At 35.1% G+C, this 239-nt stretch carries 1 pseudogene; it reads left to right on the plus strand.

Annotated elements, in window-relative coordinates:
* Nucleotides 1-154: 154 nt before the first annotated feature.
* Nucleotides 155-239, plus strand: a pseudogene (locus V5P19_RS24415) (hypothetical protein); the annotation flags it as partial.

Consider the following 239-nt stretch of genomic DNA (forward strand, 5'->3'; position numbering starts at 1 on the left):
GTTTTACTTGAACTTATAATAACTGCAACTGTTACATCATATCTGGAAAACGCCTCGCAAAAATAAAAAATGATGCGTAAATGAGCTTTCTTTAAAGATTCGGCAAGGGTACTTTTCTCTCCATAGATTCAAAAATGATATTGGCGAGATATTTATGAACTCTCTGGCAGGTATAGATATGGGCAGAATTTTACTCGATTTATCGAATGAGGTGATTAAGCAACTTGATGATCTCGAGG

Origin of the sequence: Enterobacter sp. UNJFSC 003, assembly GCF_036903355.1 — a bacterium.
In the GTDB taxonomy this organism is placed as follows: domain Bacteria; phylum Pseudomonadota; class Gammaproteobacteria; order Enterobacterales; family Enterobacteriaceae; genus Enterobacter.